This is a genomic window from Pseudoalteromonas sp. APC 3893, from assembly GCF_030408095.1.
Taxonomy (GTDB): domain Bacteria; phylum Pseudomonadota; class Gammaproteobacteria; order Enterobacterales; family Alteromonadaceae; genus Pseudoalteromonas.
Map to the genome: position 1 here is coordinate 833,299 of NZ_JASDCD010000001.1, position 17,211 is coordinate 850,509.

At 40.0% G+C, this 17,211-nt stretch carries 20 protein-coding genes; all 20 read left to right on the forward strand.

Annotated elements, in window-relative coordinates; genetic code table 11:
• The first annotated feature begins 42 nt into the window (after positions 1 to 42).
• From QMA12_RS03775 to QMA12_RS03870, 20 genes are read left to right on the forward strand one after another with little or no spacing between them, the layout of a single operon-like run.
• Positions 43 to 774 carry a beta-ketoacyl synthase chain length factor gene (locus tag QMA12_RS03775; protein ID WP_176372527.1) on the forward strand — a complete coding sequence of 244 codons (732 nt, stop codon included), beginning with the start codon at positions 43 to 45 and terminating at the stop codon, positions 772 to 774.
• Positions 753 to 1,547 (forward strand): lysophospholipid acyltransferase family protein, encoded by a 795-nt coding sequence (locus QMA12_RS03780; RefSeq protein WP_087532152.1) that lies wholly within the window; start codon positions 753 to 755, stop codon positions 1,545 to 1,547. The genes QMA12_RS03775 and QMA12_RS03780 overlap by 22 nt, the downstream gene beginning before the upstream one ends.
• Positions 1,540 to 1,797 carry a phosphopantetheine-binding protein gene (locus QMA12_RS03785; protein ID WP_087532151.1) on the forward strand — a complete coding sequence of 86 codons (258 nt, stop codon included), beginning with the start codon at positions 1,540 to 1,542 and terminating at the stop codon, positions 1,795 to 1,797. Before QMA12_RS03780 ends, QMA12_RS03785 begins: the two co-directional genes overlap by 8 nt.
• Positions 1,798 to 1,848: 51 nt before the next feature.
• Positions 1,849 to 2,103, forward strand: coding sequence for an acyl carrier protein (locus QMA12_RS03790; RefSeq protein ID WP_087532315.1), 255 nt, complete (start codon positions 1,849 to 1,851; stop codon positions 2,101 to 2,103).
• On the forward strand, positions 2,103 to 2,669 hold the full coding sequence (locus QMA12_RS03795) for a hypothetical protein (RefSeq protein WP_087532150.1): 567 nt from the start codon (positions 2,103 to 2,105) through the stop codon (positions 2,667 to 2,669). Before QMA12_RS03790 ends, QMA12_RS03795 begins: the two co-directional genes overlap by 1 nt.
• On the forward strand, positions 2,653 to 3,993 hold the full coding sequence (locus QMA12_RS03800; protein ID WP_290208442.1) for an AMP-binding protein: 1,341 nt from the start codon (positions 2,653 to 2,655) through the stop codon (positions 3,991 to 3,993). Before QMA12_RS03795 ends, QMA12_RS03800 begins: the two co-directional genes overlap by 17 nt.
• Complete coding sequence (locus tag QMA12_RS03805; protein ID WP_290208441.1) at positions 3,986 to 4,342, forward strand: acyl-CoA synthetase; 357 nt, start codon at positions 3,986 to 3,988, stop codon at positions 4,340 to 4,342. Before QMA12_RS03800 ends, QMA12_RS03805 begins: the two co-directional genes overlap by 8 nt.
• 12 nt (positions 4,343 to 4,354) lie before the next feature.
• Positions 4,355 to 5,092, forward strand: a complete 738-nt coding sequence (locus tag QMA12_RS03810) for a glycosyltransferase family 2 protein (RefSeq protein WP_290208440.1) — start codon at positions 4,355 to 4,357, stop codon at positions 5,090 to 5,092.
• Positions 5,093 to 5,107: 15 nt separating this feature from the next.
• Positions 5,108 to 6,097 (forward strand): family 2 glycosyl transferase, encoded by a 990-nt coding sequence (locus QMA12_RS03815; RefSeq protein WP_087532146.1) that lies wholly within the window; start codon positions 5,108 to 5,110, stop codon positions 6,095 to 6,097.
• A 20-nt stretch (positions 6,098 to 6,117) separates the two neighbouring features.
• The gene (locus QMA12_RS03820; RefSeq protein WP_290208439.1) at positions 6,118 to 7,668 is read left to right on the forward strand and encodes an aromatic amino acid ammonia-lyase; all 1,551 of its coding nucleotides are present in this window, start codon (positions 6,118 to 6,120) and stop codon (positions 7,666 to 7,668) included.
• Positions 7,669 to 7,682: 14 nt separating this feature from the next.
• Positions 7,683 to 8,111 (forward strand): acyl-CoA thioesterase, encoded by a 429-nt coding sequence (locus QMA12_RS03825; RefSeq protein WP_087532144.1) that lies wholly within the window; start codon positions 7,683 to 7,685, stop codon positions 8,109 to 8,111.
• The gene (locus tag QMA12_RS03830; protein WP_290208438.1) at positions 8,101 to 8,685 is read left to right on the forward strand and encodes an outer membrane lipoprotein carrier protein LolA; all 585 of its coding nucleotides are present in this window, start codon (positions 8,101 to 8,103) and stop codon (positions 8,683 to 8,685) included. Before QMA12_RS03825 ends, QMA12_RS03830 begins: the two co-directional genes overlap by 11 nt.
• Positions 8,663 to 10,990, forward strand: coding sequence for an MMPL family transporter (locus QMA12_RS03835; RefSeq protein WP_290208437.1), 2,328 nt, complete (start codon positions 8,663 to 8,665; stop codon positions 10,988 to 10,990). The genes QMA12_RS03830 and QMA12_RS03835 overlap by 23 nt, the downstream gene beginning before the upstream one ends.
• Positions 10,990 to 12,255, forward strand: a complete 1,266-nt coding sequence (locus QMA12_RS03840; RefSeq protein WP_087532141.1) for an NAD(P)/FAD-dependent oxidoreductase — start codon at positions 10,990 to 10,992, stop codon at positions 12,253 to 12,255. Before QMA12_RS03835 ends, QMA12_RS03840 begins: the two co-directional genes overlap by 1 nt.
• Before the next feature lie 11 nt (positions 12,256 to 12,266).
• Positions 12,267 to 12,821 carry a DUF3261 domain-containing protein gene (locus QMA12_RS03845; protein ID WP_290208436.1) on the forward strand — a complete coding sequence of 185 codons (555 nt, stop codon included), beginning with the start codon at positions 12,267 to 12,269 and terminating at the stop codon, positions 12,819 to 12,821.
• Between the two features lies 1 nt (position 12,822).
• Positions 12,823 to 13,992, forward strand: coding sequence for a beta-ketoacyl-[acyl-carrier-protein] synthase family protein (locus QMA12_RS03850; protein WP_290208435.1), 1,170 nt, complete (start codon positions 12,823 to 12,825; stop codon positions 13,990 to 13,992).
• Between the two features lie 3 nt (positions 13,993 to 13,995).
• Positions 13,996 to 14,451: a 3-hydroxylacyl-ACP dehydratase gene (locus tag QMA12_RS03855; protein ID WP_290208434.1), complete on the forward strand. Its 456-nt coding sequence runs from the start codon at positions 13,996 to 13,998 to the stop codon at positions 14,449 to 14,451.
• Positions 14,451 to 15,176, forward strand: a complete 726-nt coding sequence (gene fabG / locus QMA12_RS03860) for a 3-oxoacyl-ACP reductase FabG (RefSeq protein WP_290208432.1) — start codon at positions 14,451 to 14,453, stop codon at positions 15,174 to 15,176. Before QMA12_RS03855 ends, fabG begins: the two co-directional genes overlap by 1 nt.
• Positions 15,176 to 16,405 (forward strand): beta-ketoacyl-ACP synthase, encoded by a 1,230-nt coding sequence (locus QMA12_RS03865; RefSeq protein WP_290208431.1) that lies wholly within the window; start codon positions 15,176 to 15,178, stop codon positions 16,403 to 16,405. Before fabG ends, QMA12_RS03865 begins: the two co-directional genes overlap by 1 nt.
• Positions 16,398 to 17,210, forward strand: coding sequence for a MipA/OmpV family protein (locus tag QMA12_RS03870; RefSeq protein ID WP_290208430.1), 813 nt, complete (start codon positions 16,398 to 16,400; stop codon positions 17,208 to 17,210). Before QMA12_RS03865 ends, QMA12_RS03870 begins: the two co-directional genes overlap by 8 nt.
• Position 17,211 lies beyond the last annotated feature (1 nt).

Genomic DNA, 17,211 nt, shown 5'->3' on the forward strand with positions numbered 1-17,211 from the left:
TAGCCTCTTTTTGTCATCACCTTTGTAATAAGGATTGTTACGTTGAAATTTGCTATAAAAAAATGCATAGCTTGGGGCGACGGTAAAACCAGCGTCGAGGATTGGTATACGTTTGCTAATAATGGCAGTCTAAACACTGAAACGTTAACACTTCCTGAATTAAAACAAATGCCTGCTATGCAGCGCAGACGTCTTAGTCCATTTGCTAAATTAACGCTGCACTGCGCACTTGCTGCCAGTGAATCCTATGAACAAACAGTACCCAGCGTATTTTCGTCTCGTCACGGTGATTTACATAAAACAAGCAAATTAATTGCTGATGTGGCAAATAAAGAGGCTTTGTCTCCAACCCACTTTGGCTTATCTGTTCATAATGCTGTAGGTGGTTTATTTAGCATATTTACTGGTAATAAAGCGCCTTTATCGGCAGTGTCGGCGGGCGAAGATAGTTTTTTTATGGGTTTGGTTGATGCGGTCTCAAAATTACATGCTTACAATTATGATCGTATTTTATATGTATATAGCGATTTAGCCGTACCTGAGCAATACCAACCTTACGTACAACAAAACCCTGATAACGTCGCTGTGGCTTTATTAATAGAGAAAAGTACATCGCAAGCATGCGTTAATTTAGAGTTTACCAGCCATGACACACCTAACAGTGCTGAGTCATCGCAATTACAGGCATTGGCGTTTTTGCGTTTTTATTATTCAAACAATCAACAGTTAGTGCTTGATTCAAAACGCTATCAATGGCAGTTAAGCCACGTATGAAAGCCGCATTCATAAAACTATACCGCGTAATAGCAACGGGTAGTGCGTTTGCCTTATTTAGCGGTGGAGGCTTGGTTTTATCGGTTTTGGTGTTTTCGATTCAACGCTTACTTTATGCTGATATAAACCAACGAAATCAAGCCGCGCGCACAGCGGTGCATTATTCGTTTAAATTCTTTGTCGGTTATATGCGCCTCGTTGGTATTTTACGAATTGATCTTGATAAATTAGATACAATAAAAAATGCGAAAGGGCAGCTAATTATCGCTAATCACCCTTCTTTAATTGATGTGGTGGTACTAATTTCTATAGTCAGAAATGCCGATTGTGTCGTCAAAGCAGACCTTTGGAAAAATCCATTTTTAAAAGGTGTGGTAAAGGCTACGGGCTATATTAACAATGATGCTGATCCTGAATATTTTTTAAATCAGTGTCAGCAAAGTTTTGCCCGTGGTAATAACTTGATTGTATTCCCTGAGGGCACACGAAGTGTCCCCGGTCAGCCATGGAAATTTAAACGAGGTGTAGCAAATATAGCCCTTCGTACTGAAGTTGATATGCTGCCAATTTTGATAGATGTATCACCGGTCACGCTGACCAAGGGACAAAAGTGGTATCAAGTGACAGATCGTCGCTTTACCTTTAAAATGCGCGTGCTACCGATTTATGAGATAAAACCTTATTTACAAGGTGATCATGTAACGAACACTGTTAGACAACTTACACGCGACTTACAAGCTTATTTTAACGAGGAAAAATTAAAACATGAGTGATTTAAGCACTGAAGTAAAACAACTAATCATTGAAACTCTTGACCTAGAAGATATCGAAGCATCAGATATCAATGATGATGAAGCGTTATTCGTCGATGGTTTAGGCCTTGATTCTATTGATGCACTTGAATTAGGTGTTGCGATTAAAAAAGCTTATGACGTAAAAATTGATGGTAATACCGACGACAGTAAAAAGCATTTTTACTCGGTTAAAACCTTGTGTGATTTTATTGCCTCAACACGGGCATAATAAACGGCAGTCACTCTGCATTGTTTGGAAGTAACTATGAGTAATGAAAACATGAATAATGGCGATAAAATTTTTGCAATGCTAAGCGAAATCCTAGAGCAGGATTTTGAAATAGATGCAGAAGATATTACCCGCAGCGCGAATTTATATGAAGACCTTGATTTAGACAGCATTGATGCGGTTGACTTGGTTGTTAAATTACGTGAGCAAACTGGTAAAAAAATCGAGCCAAATGACTTTAAACAAGTGCGTACAGTGCAAGACGTCATTGATGCTGTTGAAAAACTAATGACAGCAGACGCTTAATGAACAAAGCCGTGCTAGTTGGGTTACTTTTTTTATATCCGCTAGCCGTGTATTTTGGCTTGCAGTTTAGCGAGCCTGCGTTAATTGCTGCACTCTTTATTTTAGTAATTTTAGCGCGATACTGGTTAACGAAAAGCAGTATAGTTAATTTTGCACACATGAAAATAATAACTATTAGTGGTATAGCTTTATTAGGTTTTGCGACTTTTGCTAACTCTGAATTGGCACTTAAGTTTTACCCAGTGGTAATAAGTAGCTGCTTTTTAGCTGTATTTGCGTATTCACTTTATAAACCACCTAGTTTTGTTGAAATGATTGCCAGTAAATTTGAAACGCTTGACCAGCACGGCAAGCGTTACACTCGTACCGTAACAAAAATATGGTGTGCATTTTTTATCATTAATGGATTAATTGCGACAGCAACGATTTTTCATCCAGATCCAGTGGTTTGGCTAACCTATAATGGTTTAATTTCCTATTTGTTAATGGGGACATTAATGGCTGTAGAATTTATAATAAGAAAGTTTCAAAAGGCAAAAAATAAATCAAATGAAATGGCCGACTAACAAGACCTACTTTTATTGTCAAAATCATGGCTTTGATATTTGGCAACAGCAAGTACATGCTCATGCCAGTCTATTTGCTGCGCGTGATGAACAAACATGGTTATTATTTGATGCTGACAGTTACCAGTTTAGTGTTTTATTTTTTGCATTATTAGCCGCAAACAAGTCTATTGTATTGCCACAAAATGGCCAACCAGAGCAACTTGCACAGTGCTTAGCGCAAGCTGAGGCGTTTACTGGCGTAGCCGATAACACCTACGCAGAAGTGGCTTTTAATATACACATTGGTATTGAGCAAGCGGTAAATACAGTCATTGAGGTTGATGAAAACGCCGCGATCCGATTCTTTACCTCTGGCTCAAGTGGTGTGCCAAAAGCAATTGATAAAACCTTTTCCCAGTTATTGATTGAAGTTAAAGAGCTTGAACAGCAATTTTCTGAACAAATGCAACAAACCATGATGGTTGCGACTGTGTCGCATCAGCATATTTATGGTTTATTGTTTAAGGTTTTGTGGCCACTGTATACTGGCCGCGATGTCTGTTTTAATAGCTTTGACTACCCAGAGCATTTACTGCACTTTATAAATCTACAAAATGATAGCCATGACTTTGTGGTGATTAGCAGCCCTGCTTATTATCATCGATTAGTACAAGATAATGTGCTTGTCGCTATAAAGCACAAACTACGTTGTTTATTCTCATCAGGTGGGCCACTAAAAACCGCCGCGGCAAGACAGTTGGCTTGTCAACTTGGTGATGCGCCAATAGAAGTGTTAGGCAGTACAGAAACGGGTGGCATTGCTTGGCGTAAACAAAACGCCCATGATCATTGGCAGGCTTTTTCAACAATTAAGCTTAAACTCGATGATTGTCAGCGACTTATTATTTCATCTCCTTATGTTGATAATGGGCAGTGGTATCAAACTGATGACCGGGTACAGTTATTGACAAATAATCAGTTTAATTTATTAGGTCGCGCTGACCGTATTGTCAAAATAGAAGAAAAACGTTGTTCACTCGATGAAATAAGTGTCAAAGTTAATCAATCTGATTGGGTTCTAGATAGTTATGTTTTATTACTGCAACATGATTCAAGTACGGGTAAGCGAGATGAAATTGCCGCTGTACTAGTATTAACAGAGGTTGGTGAGCAGGTATTAGAGCAGCTTGGCAAATTTAAGTTTTCTCAAGCATTAAAAACACATTTAAAAGCATTTTTCGAACCCTTAGTGATACCTAGAAAATATCGTTATTTAACTGAGTTACCATATAACTCGCAGGGTAAACTGAATAAAGCGCAGGTGGAGAAGTTGTTTGACTGATTTTGTATATAAACCGGATTGTCAGCTGATTGAGCAAAGTGAAGAACATGTTTTGCTAAAGTTAACAATTCCTGAAAATCTCTATTATTTCCAAGGCCATTTTCCGCAGGCACCTATTTTACCCGGTGTAGCGCAGCTTGACTGGGTGATGCATTATTTAACAGAGTTTATGGCGGTCGATAGCACTAAAACGATGTCGATTGATGCCCTGAAGTTTCAAATTATTGTACAGCCTAAGTATGAGGTTGAACTGCTTTTAAAAAAAATCAAAGCAAATAAATTTAGCTTTAGTTACAGTTCCACACATGGTCAGCATGCCTCTGGCAAAGTGGTACTTGCAGATGATTAAGGCGAACTGGTCATGAGCAGCCAATACGGATTTGTGATCCCAAATTACAATCATCATTTAGTTATTCGCAATACCATTGCAGATTTAGTTAGTTTTAATTTACCTATTATTTTGGTCGACGATGGTAGTAACCAACAAACTCAAACAGTGTTAGAGAATGTTGAACGAGAGTTTGCTCTAGTTACGCTTGTTCGTAGAACGAAAAACGGTGGTAAAGGCGCCGCAGTACAAACAGGGTTAGCCCATGCTCATCAAGCAGGGTGGAGTCATGCGATTCAAGTTGATGCCGATGGTCAGCACGATTTGAATGATGTAGAGCAACTAATCGCCCGCTCTAAGTTTGCTCCTACAGCGTTGATAAGTGGTCAGCCTGTTTACGATGAATCAATATCTAAAGGGCGTTATTACGGTCGCTTTATCACTCATTTTTGGGTCTATATTGAAACGCTTTCTTTCAAAATTAAAGACACTATGTGTGGCTTTCGGGTGTATCCATTAGCTGCTTATGCGCAGTTAATAAATAATACGCGCTTAGGCAATAAGATGGATTTTGATATTGAAGTGATGGTAAAGCTTTATTGGCAGGGCATACCCGTTGAGTTCATTAAAACTAAAGTATTGTACCCAGAAAATGGTGTTTCTCACTTTAATGTATGGGAAGATAACGTTTTGATATCAAAAATGCATACGCGTTTATTTTTTGGTATGTTGCTGCGTTTACCTCGGCTCATCGCGAAAAAATTTAAATAGGAAGTAATAAACACAGTGTCAGACAACAACAAACCACAGCAACCTCATAACGACAGTACTTTTCATTGGTCACAATTAAAAGAGCGTGGCTCGATGTTTGGTATCGAAGTGTTAGTGTTTATTTATAAAGTATTTGGCAAATGGCTATTTAAGGTCGTATTAACGCCAGTGATGTTTTACTTTTATATTACCGGGCGTTTATCACGACATGCGATTTGGCATTACTTAGACAATTTAAACACCAGTATGGGCGAGCAAAAGCGAGTTGGCTTAGCGCGCTTTAAACAAGGTTTTAAATTATATTTTTCATTTGGTATGGCGATACTCGATAAGTTTGATGCGTGGCTTGGTAAAGTAAATATTAAAGATATCGAAATAGCGACCCCTGACGGTTATCAAGCGTTAGTGCAAGCGAAAGGGGCGGTCATCTTTAGTGCTCATTTAGGCAATATGGAAATATGCCGCGCAATTTTTAGTATGGGTGATAATAAGCGTCCACTTAATGTGATCACTTATAATGAGCATACCCCGTCATTTAATAATTTCTTAAAGAAAGTAAACCAAGAAGCGGCCATTAATTTTATTCATATTAATAACTTCGGTCCTGATGACACGATTAAACTAAAACAAAAAATTGATGATGGTGAAGCGGTGGTCATCTTTGCTGATAGAACCTCGGTCAATAACCCAACAAGTGTGCATCAAGCACCGTTTTTAGGGGAAGAGGCGCCTTTTGCTGTTGGTCCGTTCGCACTGGCAAACATTATGGAATGCCCAGTGTTTTTGATGTTTTGCATTAATGAACACGGCCGCTATAGAACCTATATTGAGAAGTTTGCAGATCCTATTAAAGTAAAACGCAAAGAGCGCCAAGCGCATTTTCAAGCAATGGCAACTAAGTTTGCTGAGCGTCTTGAGTTTTATTGTAAAAAAGCGCCTTATCAATGGTACAATTTTTTTAATTTTTGGCAAAAAGCCAGCGACAAAGATTCAAAGCCTAGCTAAATATCTGGAGACAGTAGTAAATGGAAAACAATAAATCAACACACCTTTTATTTGGCGCAGGCCGTTTAACGATTGAAGACATTATTAGTGTTGTAAAAGAAGAACGTACCGTAGCGCTATCTGGTGATAGCCAGTTTGCTGAAAAAATTGATTCAGCCGTTGCCTTTTTAGATAAGCTTTTAGCTGAAGAAGGCCATATCTATGGTGTAACTACTGGCTATGGTGACTCGTGTACGGTAGAAATCCCATTAGCATTAGTAAATGAGTTACCTATGCACCTTACGCGCTTCCACGGTTGTGGCTTGGGGGATTTTTTTACGCCTGAACAAGGTAAATTGATTTTAGCTAGCCGTTTAGCATCATTATCACAAGGCTATTCAGGTGTTAGTTGGGATTTACTAAAACTACTCGTAGAAATGATCAACCGTGATATTATTCCTGTTATCCCACAAGAAGGTTCAGTGGGTGCTAGTGGTGATTTAACGCCGCTTTCGTACGTAGCAGGAAGCTTAATTGGTGAACGAGACACCTATTATAAAGATCAAGTTGTTAACTCATTAGCGGCCTTTAAAGAAGAAGGCCTCGAGCCTATTACCTTACGCCCGAAAGAAGGTTTAGCAATAATGAACGGCACAGCGGTGATGACAGCGCTTGCGTGTCAGGCTTATGATCGCAGTGAATACGCAAGCCGTTTGATGACGCGAATTACTGCTCTTGCAAGTATTGCACTGAAGGGTAATAGCAATCACTTTGATGATATTTTATTCAGTGTTAAACCGCATCCGGGGCAGCAAAATGTGGCAAAGCGCATTCAAACTGATTTAAATCATGTTGAACATCCGCGTAATTCACATCGTCTACAAGATCGTTATTCAATCCGTTGTGCACCTCATGTTATTGGTGTGTTAGAAGACAGCCTACCGTGGCTGAGAAACATGATTGAAAATGAACTTAATAGTGCCAATGATAATCCGATTATTGATGGTGTCGGTGAGCATGTGCTACATGGTGGCCACTTTTATGGCGGCCATATCGCCATGGCAATGGATTCAATGAAAAACTGCGTGGCTAACTTAGCAGACTTGGCTGATCGCCAAATCGCCACCTTAGTTGATGTTAAAATGAACCACGGTTTACCGTCTAACTTAAGCGCGGCTTCAAGTGAGCGTCGTTTTATAAACCATGGCTTTAAAGCAATTCAAATTGGCTGCTCTGCTTGGACTGCTGAGGCGTTAAAGTTAACCATGCCTGCGAGTGTATTTTCTCGTTCAACAGAGTGCCATAATCAAGATAAAGTGAGTATGGGAACCATAGCTGCGCGTGATTGCTTACGTATTTTACAACTGACTGAGCAAGTTTTAGCTGCGACTTTACTTGCTGCAGTACAAGGTGTGCGCATCCGTATTTTAAATAATGAAATCGATGCTGCAGCACTTAACCCTGAAATTACAGCAATGATTGATGATGTAGCTAGCTTCTTTGATTTATTGGAAGAAGATCGTCCAACTGATAAGTTGTTGCGTCAAACCATCGAGTATATACAAACTCAACGTTGGTCACTTTATCAATAAGCTGAAGGTATAAAATGAAAAAATCCAACGCTATTGTAACCGTTTATGTTGATATGGTGGTGCCATTTTACGATGTCGATCCAATGCGAATTGTGTGGCACGGTAACTATGTGAAATACATAGAAGATGCACGATGCGTATTGCTTGACAAAATTGGCTATAATTACAATACGATGGAACGCTCAGGCTATATGTGGCCGATTGTTGATATGCGGTTAAAGTATGTTGCATCGGCTGTGTTTGGTTCACATATACGTATTCATGCGAGTTTGGTTGAGTTCGAAACACGGATCAAAATTGACTATAAAATTGAATGTTTAGACAGCCAGAAGGTGTTGACTAAAGCCTATACCATTCAAGTTGCCTTAGATTTACAAAATCAAGAATTGCAATTTGAATCTCCTGCTGTATTTACCGATAAAGTACGTGCCTATGTTGAATAAATTTAGCCATACATTATGGCTTGTAGCCATGTTGTTCGTTTGTGTGACGACTAACTGTTTTGCGCAAAGTGATTTTAGTAAGTTTGAAATTAAACAAGGAAAAGGGGAGTTTAGCCAAGCAAAGCATTTCACCTTTTTAAAGCGAGCCATTAAATCACAAGGTGAATTTGTTATTTTTCAGCAACAAGTTTATTGGCATACGCTTTTGCCCGTGAAAAGTGAGCTGCTGGTCTTAGCTGATGGGATTTATCGACGTAATGATGTTGAACAAGATTACCAAGTGCTGACTCAAGATAAGCAAATAAACCAATTATTAGCCAAGTTATTAAGTGGCCAAATTCAGAACTCCGATTGGCAAGTAACTGCTATTGAGCAAACCAGCTGTTATCTATTAGTACCAACTTTAGTGCAAGTTACACAGATGTTTAAGCAAGTTAAACTGTGCCGAAATGGTGACAGCCAACGTGAAATAGTGATAACCGATCAGCAAAATAATAATACCCACATTACGATGACAATAACCACTAAGGAGCTTAGTCAAGGTGACATGGATGCCGTTAAGCTCACGCACTAAGCTCGTTGTATGGTGCATACAGTTTGCCGTTTTATTAGCGGGATTGAGTTATTTATGGCTATTTAAGTCATTTACAATTGTTGCTGATCTCAATCAAATATTTAACGTAGAACAAGAACCAGAAATACAACTTGTTAGTGAGCAATTAGAGCAACAGCAATTACGCCAACACCTTTTATTAGTTGGTCACCAAGATAAAACCACGGCAATTAACTATGCCCTGAGAGCGGCTGAGTCATTAAATGCAATTGCGGGTATTGCTGTTAAAGTAAAATTTGATGCTTTACCCCAACTTGACTCAATAGTGCGTGATTACCTTAATTATCCGCATGCGTTTATCAGTGAGCAATATAGATACTTGTTGCAAGCCAATGATAGTCAAAGTTTATTTAACTACCAATTTAGTCTTCTTAATGAAATGGCTTCGCCTTGGGTTGCCGCTACATTAGAAAAAGATAAAACATTAGCGCTAGCCGATTTTTTTAATCAACAGAGCTTACCTTCAGCAAAACTTAAAAATCATGATGGCTTTTTAATTGCGACTAAAAACGAGCCTGTAGGACAGACTCGCTATTATGTGCTCGTAAACTTTATGAGTAATGGTACGGGGTTGGATTTAAATGTCGCGAAAAAGATTGCAGCAAACGTTACTTCCCTTAAAAAACAGGCATTAACACAAGATACAGGTGTGGATTATTTGGCCACAGGGGCTGCTTTTTTTACCGCGAGTGCAAGCTCAAGTGCACAAAATGAAATGACAGTATTTGGCGCCATTTCAGTATTTGCAACCTTGTTGCTGATCATGATCATCTATCGTAGTGCATTGAGTGTGTTTTGCACGTTATTCGTCGTTTCAGTCAGTATGATTTATGGCTACACTGCACTGCGTTTATTGTTTACTGAGGTTAATGTTTTAACACTCGTATTTGCAGTGACCTTAATTGGGATAGCAGCCGATTATAGTTTTCATGCTCTGAGTGAATTACGTTTTTCTAAACCAAAAGTAGCAAATCCACTGCATACTATTCGTAGCTCATTGTTATTAAGCTTTCTAACGACGACTGCCGGTTATTTAATACTGGTGTTTACACCATTAATATTATTTAAACAAATTGCAGTCTTCACCATGGCAGGGTTGTTAGGGACTTTATTGTGTGTATTGCTACTCTATCCAAGTTTAGTGGTATTAAAAGCTAAAAGCGCTATGCAGGTGCCGAACTTTATTTCAGGGTTGCATAACCTACAGCAAGTTTGGCTAAATAATAAGTTGGCAATGCGTTGGCAATTGCTGTTTATTATTGTCGGGTTATTTGGCTTAACGTTTTTAGATAATGATGATGATCCACGGCATTTCTATAAAGTTCCCGATGATTTAATTACTCAGCAACAAACAATCAGCGATTTATTAGCAGCGCAATGGGACAGTTCATATCTGTTGATCGCCGGTGAAAACGAGCAGCAGGTGCTTAGGCAGATGGAGCAACTGTTACCACGGCTTGAGCAATTACAAGCAAACAAAGAAATTACAGCGTATTCCAGTATCAGCCAATGGCTGCCGTCAATATCCATGCAAAAGAGTAATCAACAATTGTTAAGTGATGCAGTCAATCGCGGGGATTTTACACAGTTAAACTCAGTGCTTGGTTTTAACTTAGCAGCAAGGCCGTTAGATGAGTACCAACAACTTGATTTTGCAACATGGCAAAACACAAAAGTAGCGCCTTTATTTACTAACCAATGGTTGCAAATTCAGCATCGCTACTACAGTGTGATTAAGCTAAAAAGTCTACAAAACACAAGCACGGTTAAAAGCTTAGCTAACACTTATACGGATGTCTTTTTTATTGATAAAGTAGCCGGTATTAGCGAGCAAATAGGGCAATTTAGACTGCAATTGATTTTTATCTATGCCTTAGCTTTGACTATGGCTATGGCAATATTTTGGTTGCGCTATGGCTTGTTAAATGCCTTTGTTGCAGTGACTCGTCCGCTCATTGCAGTTCTAGTTGCACTTATTTTAAGTACATGGTTTTATGGCAGCTTAACAGTTTTTAATTATGTAGCAGGGATACTTATTTTAGCCCTTGGTCTAGACTATTGTATTTTTTATGCAGAGCATGGTTTGTGTAAAAAAATTACGCTGACAACCTGTGTATCAGCGTTGAGCTCATTGTTTGTGTTTGCAATATTAATTGTTAGCTCAACACCTGCGGTAAGCCAATTTGGTTTCACTGTATTTATCGGTGTGGTGGTGGTGTTTTTAATTTCACCGCGCCTTGCTTTAGTATCGAAAAGGAACATTTAATGACATCAACTGATTTTGATGTATCTATCATTGGTGCTGGCCCGTCAGGAACAGTTGCGGCTTGTTTGTTAATGCAGCATGGTTTAAGTGTGTGTATTATTGAACGCGATGAGTTTCCACGCTTTTCAATTGGTGAAAGCTTATTACCCCAATCAATGGATTATCTTAAGCAAGCAAATATGCTTGAAGCTTTAATCGACAATGCGAATGAACTTGGTTTTCAATTCAAAAACGGTGCTGCGTTTTATCGTAGTGGTCACCATACTTACTTCAATTTTGAAGAAAAGTTCAGTGAAGGTCCTGGCACAACTTATCAGGTAAAACGTGCAGAATTTGATAATTTGTTAGCTGAAGAAGCGCAAAAACAGGGAGCAACTATTTGCTTTTCACATCAAGTGACCGGCTTTAGTACTGAACACAATATAACTTCATTAGATGTTATTGATTTAAAAACGCAACAAGAAAAAACAATAACGGCAAGATTTACGCTAGACGGTAGTGGCTTTGGTCGTGTACTGCCGCGTTTACTTGATTTAGAAGAGCCAAGTGAATTGACTCCTCGTAAGGCAGTATTTACCCATTTCAAAGATAATATTGATAACAGCCAGTTTGACCGTAATAAAATATTGATCACCGTACACCCTACAATCCCAGATATTTGGTACTGGGCTATTCCATTTAGTGATAGCACAATTAGTGTGGGTGTCGTAGGTGAAACAGCACAAATCGAGAGGGCAGATCAAACACTTGAACAAACACTTTTAGACTTTATTCATGCAGATGACAACCTGAGCACATTACTTGCTGATGCCCAAATTATTGCGCCTGTACGAACAATAGGTGGCTATTCAGCGAATGTAAAAGCACTACACGGTGATAAGTTCGCCTTACTGGGTAACGCTGGTGAATTTTTAGACCCGGTATTTTCATCTGGCGTCACAATTGCTTTAAAATCAGCAGTTCAAGCAACTGAGCTGGTAGTAAAACAACTTGCGGGTGAAAACATTGATTGGCAAAGTCAATACGAGGTCCCATTACGTGAAGGTATTGATGTTTTCAAGTATTTTGTAAACTCATGGTATGACACGAGTTTACAGTCGGTGATCTTTTTTGCTGATGGTCAACCAGATGTAAAAGCCATGGTCTGTTCAATTTTAGCAGGGTACGCCTGGGATAAAAGCAACCCATTTGTTAAAAATACAAAGCGTGGCTTGAAGATTTTAGAACAAATCTGCGAGCCAGATAACAATGATAGTGTTGCTTAACGGTGTTGCTGATGTTGCGATTATTTAGACGAACGCTGTTGCCATTATGTGTACTATTTATAGCTGGTTGCCAACAAATGGCCGCCAATCATGTGGCAACGCCAATGTTTAATTTCATGCCAGTACCCACAGAGCTGAATGAACAAGGCTGGCTAGAAAGATTTCAATTTGCAGGCATTGTTGATGAATCAATGTTGGTATCAACTGAGTTTACAACATCATCAATTAAAGTTGTTGCCCTTACTTTTGAAGGGGTGCCATTAACACAGCTGCAATTTGATACTCAAACTCATGAACTAAGCACCTCGACTACGTTAGCGGTAGAGCTTGATGGCAAAAAAATTATTTACGATATGCAAAGTGCATTTTGGCCGTTGGCGATGCTTGAGCAAAACATGCTTGATAATAATCAGGTGATTGAGCTTGATAACACAGTAATGCGAACTCGGCAGTTTTATCGCAATGACACATTAGTTCGAGAAATCACGTATAATGGTGCTATTACTCTAATGACAGAGTATGAGCAAGACTACCGCTTAAAAATAGAACGATTAGAAGAATATTAATATGCAACAACCGCTATTTATTAGCCACTACGCCATGGTTAACCCATTAGGGTGTGACAATAAAACAATTAAACGTAACTTGTTAACAGGTAATCAAGACGGCATAGTTGTTAATAATGAACTACTTAATGAAGAGCCAATTCATGTTGGCGCGGTGCAAGCAGCGTTACCTTCATTAGCGCAATATCCTCGTGAGTTTCATACCCGCAATAACCAATTAGCTGCTTTAGCACTCGAGCAACTTATTATCCCTGTTAGCGAATTAAAACAGCAATATGGCCAACATCGAATTGCGGTTATTGTAGGGACGAGTACTTCAGGGATCGCGCAAGGTGAACAAGCCATGGTGCAACAGCTAGCGCAAGGGGAGTTTGGGGAAAATTATCATTATCAGCAGCAAGAGATGGATAATTTATCTCAGTTTATTAGTTTGTATCTAGGAGTAAAAGGGCCGGCGATGACCTTATCAACAGCTTGCTCTTCGAGTGCCAAAGCATTTGCTACAGCGCAAGAATTAATTGCTGGCGATCTTGCTGATGTTGCAATTGTTGGTGGTGTAGATAGTTTGTGCGGTATGACTGTCAATGGCTTTACCGCATTGGCCTCAACCTCTGCTGGTATAAGCAATCCGTCAAGTATAAACCGTGATGGTATCAATTTAGGTGAAGCTGCGGCATTATGCATAGTTGAAAAACAAGGCACAATTAAATTACTCGGCGTCGGAGAATCTAGCGATGCGCATCATATGTCTGCCCCGCACCCACAAGGCGAAGGTGCAGTGGCGGCTATGCGTGCTGCGTTGTCTCGAGCTGGCTATCAACCAAGTGACGTTGATTATGTTAATTTGCATGGTACTGCAACCCCCAAAAATGATGAGATGGAAGCCATTGCAGTGGCTGAAGTGTTTGGTACTGACACACCCTGTAGTTCTTCTAAAGGCATGATAGGGCATACCTTAGGTGCAGCAGGCGCAACTGAAATCGGCTTATGTTGGTTGTTACTTGGTGACGATGAGTTTGCCCCACATATTTGGGATGGTGAAGCGGATCCAGCTTTGCCAACTATCAACCTCGTACCTGTCGGGGCGAAAAGCGAAACAAAAATTAAAACATGCCTGTCAAACTCATTTGCTTTTGGCGGCAATAACGTCAGTGTATTAATCGGATTATAAGAGATGCCTGTGCACCCAATTGAAACTATTTTACCTCATACTGCGCCCATGATTTTGATCGATAGCTTAGATAGTTATGATGAAAATACTGGAATTTGCTCAGTCACTATTACGCCACAGAGTAATTTTTATAATGCAGACTCACAAAGCGTAGCAAGCCATGTAGGCATCGAATATATGGCTCAAGCTATTGCCGCTTATGCAAATGCTAATCAAGTAGATAGCGGTGCTAAAGTCGAAATTGGTTTTTTAGTGAGTAGCCGAAAATATAAAATGCACTGTAATCACTTTGCTTTAAACAGTAAGTTAACGGTTAAAGTAGAAAAGCTCTACAGTGAAGCTAACGGTTTAAGTGCGTTTGATTGTCGTATTCAAGAAGCCGACAGCTTGCTTGTTGAAGCCAAAATTAATGTATTTCAACCAGAAAACCCAGAACAATTTTTAGCGGAGCAAATGTAATGTCAAAAAGAGTATTAGTAACCGGTTCAAGTAAAGGAATTGGCAAAGCCGTTGCTCTACAATTAGCTAAAGATGGGTTTAATATTAGCCTGCATTGCCGCTCAGGTCTAGAAGCGGCAGAGCAAGTTAAAGCCGAAATAGCTGCGTTGGGTGTAGATGTTGATATCTTGCAGTTTGATGTAGCAGACAGGGCCTCAGCAAAAGCAATTTTAGATAAGTACGTTGAAACCCATGGTGCTTTTTATGGCGTTGTTTGTAATGCTGGGATCACCGCAGATACTGCATTTCCAGCAATGACAGATGAAGAGTGGGATAGTGTAGTGCACACCAATCTAGATGGTTTTTATAATGTGTTACACCCTCTTGTTATGCCGATGGTCAGAACGCGAAAGGGTGGACGTATTGTTGCTATGTCGTCAGTGTCTGGTGTGGCAGGCAATCGTGGCCAGGTCAATTACAGTGCCTCAAAAGCGGGCGTCATAGGCGCATCTAAAGCACTTGCGGTTGAGCTTGCAAAGCGAAAAATTACTGTTAACTGTGTTGCTCCTGGTTTGATTGATACAGGAATGACCGACGATCTACCGATTGCAGAAATGACAAAAATGATCCCCGCCAATCGCATGGGTAATCCAGAGGAAGTCGCTGCTGCGGTCTCGTTTTTAATGTCTGACGGCGCCAGTTACATCACCCGCCAAGTTCTTCAAGTAAATGGTGGTATGGCGTAATGAAGCGAGTTGTTGTTACTGGAATGTCATCTATCACCGCTTTGGGTGATAACTGGAGTGATTTTAAAAGCGCATTGGTCGCAGGTAAAAATGCAGTCAAACGAATGCAGGAATGGGAGTATATTGATGGCTTAAATACCAACCTTGCAGCCCCAATAGAAAACTTTAGCCGTCCTGCCCACTACTCACGTAAAAAAGTGCGTTCAATGGGGCGTGTGTCTTTAATGTCGACCTTAGCCACTGAACGTGCTCTTGAGCAAGCTCAGCTTCTTGATCATCCTGCATTAACCGATGGTTCGACTGGAGTGTCTTATGGCTCGTCAATTGGCTCTACGGCACCGCTGGTATCATTTGGCCGTATGATGGACACAGGCTCAATGAATGGAGTAACAGCCACCAGCTATATTCAAATGATGGCGCACACAGCCCCGGTTAATGTTGGCGTGTTTTTTGGTATCAAAGGGCGAGTGATTACAACAAGCTCGGCCTGTACATCCGGCTCTCAAGGTATTGGTTACGCATTTGAAGCGATAAAGTTTGGCCGACAAAAACTCATGGTTGCAGGCGGTGCAGAAGAGCTGTGTGTTACAGAAGCCGCAGTGTTTGATACTTTATATGCAACAAGTACCCAAAATGATAGCCCTGAATTGACACCCAGGCCGTTTGATAAAAGGCGTGACGGGTTGGTAATTGGTGAGGGTGCATCAACTTTAATTTTAGAAGAATATGAGCATGCTAAAGCCCGAGGGGCAACTATATTAGCCGAAATAGTTGGCTTTGGTTGTAACTCTGATGGTCAACACGTTACGCAACCAACATCGGGCACTATGCAAATTGCGATTGAGATGGCGTTGCAAGATGCCAATTTATCTGCCGATCAAATTGGTTATGTTAACGCGCATGGCACATCAACGGACCGAGGTGACATTGCTGAAAGTCAAGCCACCTTTAATGCCTTAGGCGCTAAACCTATCAGTTCATTAAAGAGCTATCTTGGTCATACTCTAGGTGCGTGTGGTGCGATAGAGGCGTGGGCAAGTATTAATATGATGACTGATAACTGGTTTGCCCCAACAATTAATTTAACCGAAGTGGACGATGAATGTGCAGCTTTGGATTACATCACAGAGTGTGGTCGAGAAATCAACACTGACTATGTAATGAGCAATAACTTTGCGTTTGGCGGCATCAATACTTCATTAATATTTAAGCGCTTCAAAAGTGAATAATATATCGTGGTTGTTGATTTCGCTGTGTTTATACAGTTCGGTGAGTGTGGCTGCTGCTAAACTGGAAATTGGTGGCGGCGCCTTTATGGCTGATATTCCTCATTACTTAGGCTCTGATCAAAGTGAACAATACATAATGCCAGTGCCTTATGTTCGTTATCAAAGTGATGAGTTAGATGTGGACCGTAACAGCTTTACTGGTTACTTATGGCATTTTGATAATGTACACCTAGATATATCTGCGGGTGTGAGCCTTGCTGTAGACAGTGAAGACAATCAAGCCCGTGAAGGCATGGATGATTTAGATTGGGTATTTGAACTTGGGCCTTCGCTAAATTATTACTTTAAAGGTGATCCCCAAGCGGCAGAACAATTTTATATTGGCTTATTTACCCGTAAAGCTATGGCAACTGATTTTAGCTCAGTGACTAACGTCGGTTGGCGTTATGGCCCGAGTGTTTATTATGAGAGCCCTGTGCTTATTACGCCAACGTATGAAATTACTACCAGTATACGAGCAAATGCTAATTTTGCCGATGACCGTTACTTAAATTATTATTATGGTATATCTGCATTAGATACACATAATGCACGTTCTGAGTTTAACAGTCAGTCGGGCTATTCTGGCGCTGATATGTCGTTGGGGCTTAATTTTGATAGTAAAAAATATTGGCTAGGTGGTTTTATTAAATATCACCATCTAGCTCAAAGTAAACAGCAACGTAGTCCCTTAGTGAAACAAGATAGTAGTATCTCGTTTGGTTTTGGAGTTGCATGGAAGTTCTATACCAAAGAAGGAATATAAA

What these genes read in the sequence shown, in the direction of transcription:
- QMA12_RS03780 (WP_087532152.1), top strand. Translation starts at nt 753, where the DNA reads ATGGCAGTTAAGCCACGTATGAAAGCCGCATTCATAAAACTATACCGC.
- QMA12_RS03785 (WP_087532151.1), top strand. Translation starts at nt 1,540, where the DNA reads ATGAGTGATTTAAGCACTGAAGTAAAACAACTAATCATTGAAACTCTT.
- QMA12_RS03790 (WP_087532315.1), top strand. Translation starts at nt 1,849, where the DNA reads ATGAATAATGGCGATAAAATTTTTGCAATGCTAAGCGAAATCCTAGAG.
- QMA12_RS03795 (WP_087532150.1), top strand. Translation starts at nt 2,103, where the DNA reads ATGAACAAAGCCGTGCTAGTTGGGTTACTTTTTTTATATCCGCTAGCC.
- QMA12_RS03800 (WP_290208442.1), top strand. Translation starts at nt 2,653, where the DNA reads ATGAAATGGCCGACTAACAAGACCTACTTTTATTGTCAAAATCATGGC.
- QMA12_RS03810 (WP_290208440.1), top strand. Translation starts at nt 4,355, where the DNA reads ATGAGCAGCCAATACGGATTTGTGATCCCAAATTACAATCATCATTTA.
- QMA12_RS03820 (WP_290208439.1), top strand. Translation starts at nt 6,118, where the DNA reads ATGGAAAACAATAAATCAACACACCTTTTATTTGGCGCAGGCCGTTTA.
- QMA12_RS03825 (WP_087532144.1), top strand. Translation starts at nt 7,683, where the DNA reads ATGAAAAAATCCAACGCTATTGTAACCGTTTATGTTGATATGGTGGTG.
- QMA12_RS03830 (WP_290208438.1), top strand. Translation starts at nt 8,101, where the DNA reads ATGTTGAATAAATTTAGCCATACATTATGGCTTGTAGCCATGTTGTTC.
- QMA12_RS03835 (WP_290208437.1), top strand. Translation starts at nt 8,663, where the DNA reads ATGCCGTTAAGCTCACGCACTAAGCTCGTTGTATGGTGCATACAGTTT.
- QMA12_RS03840 (WP_087532141.1), top strand. Translation starts at nt 10,990, where the DNA reads ATGACATCAACTGATTTTGATGTATCTATCATTGGTGCTGGCCCGTCA.
- QMA12_RS03845 (WP_290208436.1), top strand. Translation starts at nt 12,267, where the DNA reads ATGTTGCGATTATTTAGACGAACGCTGTTGCCATTATGTGTACTATTT.
- QMA12_RS03850 (WP_290208435.1), top strand. Translation starts at nt 12,823, where the DNA reads ATGCAACAACCGCTATTTATTAGCCACTACGCCATGGTTAACCCATTA.
- QMA12_RS03855 (WP_290208434.1), top strand. Translation starts at nt 13,996, where the DNA reads ATGCCTGTGCACCCAATTGAAACTATTTTACCTCATACTGCGCCCATG.
- fabG (WP_290208432.1), top strand. Translation starts at nt 14,451, where the DNA reads ATGTCAAAAAGAGTATTAGTAACCGGTTCAAGTAAAGGAATTGGCAAA.
- QMA12_RS03865 (WP_290208431.1), top strand. Translation starts at nt 15,176, where the DNA reads ATGAAGCGAGTTGTTGTTACTGGAATGTCATCTATCACCGCTTTGGGT.